The 5090-nt window shown below is 63.3% G+C and carries 8 protein-coding genes and 1 pseudogene; 8 read left to right on the top strand and 1 reads right to left on the bottom strand.

Annotation, left to right across the window (positions count from 1 at the left end; genetic code table 11):
• Positions 1 to 216 precede the first annotated feature (216 nt).
• Entirely contained in the window at positions 217 to 459 is a 243-nt protein-coding gene (locus WAW17_RS17005; RefSeq protein WP_422334112.1) for a hypothetical protein, read from the top strand.
• 48 nt (positions 460 to 507) lie between these two features.
• A pseudogene (locus tag WAW17_RS17000) lies at positions 508 to 690 on the top strand (hypothetical protein); the annotation flags it as partial.
• A 34-nt stretch (positions 691 to 724) separates the two neighbouring features.
• On the opposite strand, the gene WAW17_RS16995 reads toward WAW17_RS17000, so the two are convergent.
• A complete protein-coding gene (locus WAW17_RS16995; RefSeq protein WP_422334113.1) occupies positions 725 to 967 on the bottom strand; it encodes a hypothetical protein in 243 nt (80 codons plus the stop codon).
• Positions 968 to 1449: 482 nt separating this feature from the next.
• On the opposite strand from WAW17_RS16995, the gene WAW17_RS16990 reads away from it, so the two are divergent.
• The 6 genes from WAW17_RS16990 to WAW17_RS16965 form a co-directional block, all read left to right on the top strand.
• Positions 1450 to 2151, top strand: a complete 702-nt coding sequence (locus WAW17_RS16990) for a hypothetical protein (protein WP_422334111.1) — start codon at positions 1450 to 1452, stop codon at positions 2149 to 2151.
• 3 nt (positions 2152 to 2154) lie between these two features.
• Positions 2155 to 2517, top strand: a complete 363-nt coding sequence (locus tag WAW17_RS16985; protein WP_422334110.1) for a DUF3846 domain-containing protein — start codon at positions 2155 to 2157, stop codon at positions 2515 to 2517.
• Positions 2517 to 2840, top strand: coding sequence for a hypothetical protein (locus tag WAW17_RS16980; RefSeq protein WP_422334109.1), 324 nt, complete (start codon positions 2517 to 2519; stop codon positions 2838 to 2840). Before WAW17_RS16985 ends, WAW17_RS16980 begins: the two co-directional genes overlap by 1 nt.
• The gene (locus tag WAW17_RS16975; RefSeq protein WP_422334108.1) at positions 2837 to 3469 is read left to right on the top strand and encodes a hypothetical protein; all 633 of its coding nucleotides are present in this window, start codon (positions 2837 to 2839) and stop codon (positions 3467 to 3469) included. The genes WAW17_RS16980 and WAW17_RS16975 overlap by 4 nt, the downstream gene beginning before the upstream one ends.
• Before the next feature lie 317 nt (positions 3470 to 3786).
• Positions 3787 to 4491 (top strand): hypothetical protein, encoded by a 705-nt coding sequence (locus WAW17_RS16970; protein WP_422334107.1) that lies wholly within the window; start codon positions 3787 to 3789, stop codon positions 4489 to 4491.
• A gap of 135 nt (positions 4492 to 4626) precedes the next feature.
• On the top strand, positions 4627 to 5090 hold a 464-nt coding region (locus WAW17_RS16965), incomplete at its 3' end, for a hypothetical protein (protein ID WP_422334106.1).

The raw sequence follows: 5090 nt of genomic DNA, 5'->3' as shown, positions 1-5090 counted from the left end.
GGGAAAACCCTGGTCAACAACCCCACCGACACCACATCCGACAACCGCCGATCCGAGATCGGCTTCACCCATCCGCTACGAGGCACGCCTCATCATAACGCAAACTCCACTAACTGAACGGTATTGGGGCTAGCACCGGAAGACGGCATCGTTAGTCCTGACTACGCGGTACTTCGTCCAAGTCGCGACCTGAATGCGGAATGGCTTGCTGCAGTCATGAGAAGTGAAGCCTTTGTGAGCGAAATGACCAGCCGTATCAAAGGTATCGGCAGCATCGACCTCGGATCCGCGCGTACGCCGCGTATTAACGTCAGCGACCTAGCAGAGATCAGGATAGAGCTCCCGCCAATAGGTGTGCAGGCTGACGAAGTGTGCCAGCTCCAAATCGAAGTCGAGAAGATCGGCACCTTGATTGCCGAGACCGAGCGCTTTGTCGAGAGAGACGATCGGCGCTCATAACCGCGGCGGTCACCGGTCAGATCGACGTGAGAAAGGCGGTGGTCTGACGTGGCGCAGCACAACGAGGTCGAGTTCGAGAGGGAGATCGCCGAGTACCTGCACGCCAATGGTTGGTAGTACTCCACGGATGACTCGGGCTATGACCGTGAGCGTGCGATGTTTCCCGATGACGTGCTCGGCTGGCTCGCCGACACGCAGCAGGAGCAGTTGGACAAAGTCGTCAAACCCGGCGATGTGCGGCTGCCTGTAGATCTGAGTCGGTGGGCTAGGCCCGATGCGGAAGGTCAGACTGTTCGATCTCACCTGGTCGGGGCACGGGGAGAAGCTGCACGTCGCGGGCGGAGTCTGCTGCGAGGCCGGCGAGGAAGATTCGTCGCGCTTGGTCCAGGCAGTCGCGAACGTCGTCGGGACCGGTTCCGGCCAGTTGGAGCCGCGAGCTGAGGGCGTAGACCCCATTCCAGGCGCCGAGCAAGAACGTCGCGAGCTGTTGGGAGTCGACGGGGGTCATCTCAGGTGCGTGTCGATCTTGAGGTCTGCGGTGGCGGTCATGGTGTGCTTCGTTCGTGGTACGCCTCGTGGCGTGGTGATTGGCTGTACCGAGAAAGCCTGCGCGCGAGCACCACCCCCGGCCTGAAGTAGTGGGGTACTCCACATGGCGTGGAGTTGCCCGGGTGGCCACTCCCCGTGCCGGCGTCTACCCGTCCTTGCCGCATCCGGTCCCTGGCCGCCAGACGAAGCTGATCTTGTCCATCCGGTGCCCCGGCACCGGATGGGTGGGTGGCAATTTCACATGCTCAAGCGCTTGATTTCGTACGGTTAATCTGAGTGTCGACATGCTCGATATGTGTGTAACACAAGCACTTTCGCGTGTTGACGGTGTCGGTGGTGTCGGTTATGTTCGTGATGTCCTCAGTTGCTGCGGGGCGGGGATTGACCACCCTGGCCCGCCTGATCCCGGGCGTGATTCGTCTCGGGGGTTTGGAGTTCGTCATGTCTATCGACGCTGTCGACGGCGTTGTCACCGAGCGTGTGGAGGGGTCTGCGGAGAGCGCAGTGTTCCCGCCGTCGGATGGTGCGTTCGTGAATGTCGATACGGGGTCCGCGTGGATCCGTGGGTGGGTGGTGGTGGACCGTTCCGGGGAACCGGCACCTGCGGGCTGGGCGGATGTGGCTTTGGTGCCTGTCTCCGCCGATGTGGTGGTGTGGCATGGCCGTGTGACACCGGATCAGGTGAAGCTCGAGGCCCCGGGCGTGCAGCCGGTGTGGTGGGACCGTGTGGCCCCGGTGATCGCCGAGGCGATGCGTTCGAGGCGGGATGTGGCCCGGACGCGGGAGGCGCACCGGGCGGCAGAGGACGCGAAGGCGAATCTTCAACTGTCGCACGCGCAGTGGGTAGACAAGTTGGTGGAGTCAGCACATGCCTGGGCGGACGAGAACAGCCTGTGCAGCCAGTTCGACAACTTCATGGAGGAACACGACCTTCCCGCACGGTCCCGCGACTTCGACGTGGAGGTTGATGTGACCATGCGCGCGACCGTCACAGTGTCGGTGACCGCGCGAAGCTCCGACGACGCGCGCGACTCGGTGGATTCCGACGCCGTGGAGTCGGCCCTGCGCGACAAGTACAGCATCGCGGGCTACCAGGACCTCGACATCGCCGACTGGACCATCGACGGCGTCGAGGAGGGCTGAACGATGGACCAGGCACTACGTGTCGGCACGAACGGCGCCGTCGAAGAGATCGATCTGGGCACCGAGGCGACCTCGCGGATCCGCGAGGTCATCGATTGTCAGATGCTCGAGGTCGTCCGGCTCACCCCGGATCTCGACATGTGGGTGGACGAAGAGGGGCTGTATGCGGCCCAGCCGGAGGTGAACCGGACAGCAACCGCGATTGCGTGGGCACACGGCTTCGTGTGGCAGCGATACCTCGGGGTCGCAGTGTTTACCTCCCACGACCAGCACGGGGCCGTCACGGCCCTCACAGACCTGCAGATGTCCGCCCTGATGGCCGCTGCCACCGAACTGAACGAACTGATCACCACCGGAGGAAGCTGATGACCGCTCCGACTCCCTACCTCTCCGCGTCCGACCTGGCTGCAGCCCGGGGAACTCATTACATCGAAGAGGCCGTGCGTGTGTACCTCATGCGCGACCTGGACGGCGAGAACACGTGGGTGATCGACCCATCCACCTTTGGGGAAGGCCTGTACTCCGACTACGAGGACCCGGTCAATGTCGAGTGCCAGTGCGAGCGGCCCGACGAATGCGAGGCCGTCGCCGCGCAGATGAGTCGAGTGGATCTTCCCGATGGGAAGGAGCTGATGCACATGCTCGCCGCTGCGCTCGGCTACACCGCGACGAAGAATGATCCGTCGTGAACGTGGAGACGGTGATCGTCCGTGACCCGGACGGCCCAACAGACGTGTGGGTGTTCGCCGCCGGCGAACCCGTCGAACCGGCCCCGAGCTGCATCGATGCCGGAGCTGGCTGGGTCTGGGAGGACTGGTGCGCACACCGCGACTGGATGCTTGAGAACGCCTCCCCAGCGGCGTGGGAACTGATGCACGAGCTGCTCGACAATCCGCCGGGCGGGAACTACGTCGAAAGCCGGAACGACCGACCCTGGCTGGACCCCGCGCCAACCGGCACTTCCGACACAGGAGAAGTACCGATGACGAATACGAACGACCCCGCACCGAACGCAGCGGCCCTGGGCAAGGTCGAGAATATCGACGACCTGGCAGCCCTCTGCTCGGGCCGGGGCGCTGCGCCTACAGCGGACTCGGTCCCCGACCCGGCGGAATCGAACGCACTGCGCGGATTGTTGGCGGGCGCAGGATTGGTGCCGTATGTGCAGAGATGCGGGACGGCGGGCGACGAGTTCGAGGTCCAGATCGCCGATTTGATCGGGGATCTGCACCATTTGGCCGATGCGGTGGGCGTGGATTGGGACTGTGTGACGAGTCGCGCGAGCAGCTATCACGGTGAGGAGTTGAGCAGGGTGTAGTAGCTCGACGTAGCGGCCCTCATTCTCTGGCCTGTGCCGGGGAATGGGGGCCGTCTCTATGTGCCGAGGCTGCTTCCCATCCGGTGCCCCGGCACCGGATGGGTGGGTGGCAATTTCTCTGCTCGAACCCTTGATTTCTCGCCTACTCCGTGGGTGCGATATGGCTCTGAACACGTTGGAATGCAGCATGTTTCGGGTGTTGAACATGTCGTCGGTATCGGCTACGTTCGTGACGTTCCCAGTTGATGCGGGGGCGGGGTTGACCATCCCCGGCCCTGCGAGTCCCGAGCATCTGTCTCGGGGGTTTGGAGTATCTGATGTCTGTTGATCTTGCTGTCTCCGCCGACGTGGCCGTCCGTTCGTTCGAGGTGCTGTCGCATGAGCTGCACCTGCTGCTGAAGACCGCGGCAGAGTTCGCGAGCCGTGACGACACCCTCCCGTCGATCAACGTCGTTCACCTGGAGGTTCAGAACAATCAGCTGTTGGCCGTGGGGACGGACCGGTTCGTGATGGGGGTGGCCCGCGCGAGCGTTGCGGGGCCAGCGGAGCAGCTGCCGGAGGGATTCCTACTCGATGTGACTGTCACGGACGTGAAGGCACTGCTGCCACTGCTGAAGGTGGCCAAGCGTGACGAGTCATCTCTCACAGTGAGTGTGACGGTGGGCAAGGACGCGCTGCATCTGTTGCGATCTGACGGTGTTGCCGCTCGCTTGGTGGATGCGGACGTCGAGTTCCCGAAGTGGCGGCACCTGATGGGCAACGCCCGTAATGCGCAGCGTATCGGCACTGCTACGGGGCACGCGGTGAGTATCTCGCCTGATCTGTTGGCGAAGTTCGCGAAGGCGAAGCGGGCGGGGGACTTCATGGCGATCGAACCGAATCAGGAGTCGGCATACCGTCCGATTGTGATTCGTGTGGGAACCCACTTCATCGGCATCCTCATGCCGACGCGAGTGCCCGACGGCTCGTCGACCCACCCGGATTCTGTTGAGGTGCGGGACGCATGGGCGGGCGTCCTCTGATCGACGTGCACGCGGCTCCCAGTTCCCTATTGGGGAGTGGGAGCCGCTCGTCTGGCGGTGCGGCAGAGGCGCGCCCGCTGAGGCCCCGCTGTACGCCGATGATCACCACACACAGCAGATAGACAGGTAACCACCATGACAACTACCAATAGGCCGTCCGTATCCGACACCGCCGCGAGCGATCGCGGCGCATTCGTCGAACTCGCCCATCGCTTCAGTGAGACAGCGGACTGCGACTACCCGGACGGTTTCAATCTCACCCGATGCCTGCCCGAAGGATTCACGTTCGACTGCGACAACGTCACAGTGAAGCTCGACGTGACCGTGTCGGATACGTGGGAATGTGCCGTGGTTCCGCAGGAGCAGGTCATCCTTGGCCACACGTACACCAACGCCGACACCCCAACTGACGCACTCGCAGACGCGATCATCGCGGGGATACTGAGCGGGCAAACCGAACTGGTCGCCGAGGGGAGGATGTCCCGAGTTCCGTGGAACTTCGGTGGCGGCCCGATGAGCATCAGGCTGCGTTCACCTGATCATTGTGTACCACAGGTCCGACAGGTTTGGCCGTCTCGCCCTCGAGCGCGGCGCGGAGT

The sequence above is a fragment of the Rhodococcus sp. (in: high G+C Gram-positive bacteria) genome (assembly GCF_049286785.1).
GTDB lineage: Bacteria > Actinomycetota > Actinomycetes > Mycobacteriales > Mycobacteriaceae > Rhodococcus_F.
Note: the sequence above shows the minus strand (reverse complement) of the source record. Positions and strands in the feature narration are given on the sequence as shown.

Bases quoted from the DNA above. Each gene is read 5' to 3' on its own strand.
- WAW17_RS17005 (WP_422334112.1), top strand. From the start codon at position 217: ATGAGAAGTGAAGCCTTTGTGAGCGAAATGACCAGCCGTATCAAAGGT.
- WAW17_RS16995 (WP_422334113.1), bottom strand. From the start codon at position 967: ATGACCCCCGTCGACTCCCAACAGCTCGCGACGTTCTTGCTCGGCGCC.
- WAW17_RS16990 (WP_422334111.1), top strand. From the start codon at position 1,450: ATGTCTATCGACGCTGTCGACGGCGTTGTCACCGAGCGTGTGGAGGGG.
- WAW17_RS16985 (WP_422334110.1), top strand. From the start codon at position 2,155: ATGGACCAGGCACTACGTGTCGGCACGAACGGCGCCGTCGAAGAGATC.
- WAW17_RS16980 (WP_422334109.1), top strand. From the start codon at position 2,517: ATGACCGCTCCGACTCCCTACCTCTCCGCGTCCGACCTGGCTGCAGCC.
- WAW17_RS16970 (WP_422334107.1), top strand. From the start codon at position 3,787: ATGTCTGTTGATCTTGCTGTCTCCGCCGACGTGGCCGTCCGTTCGTTC.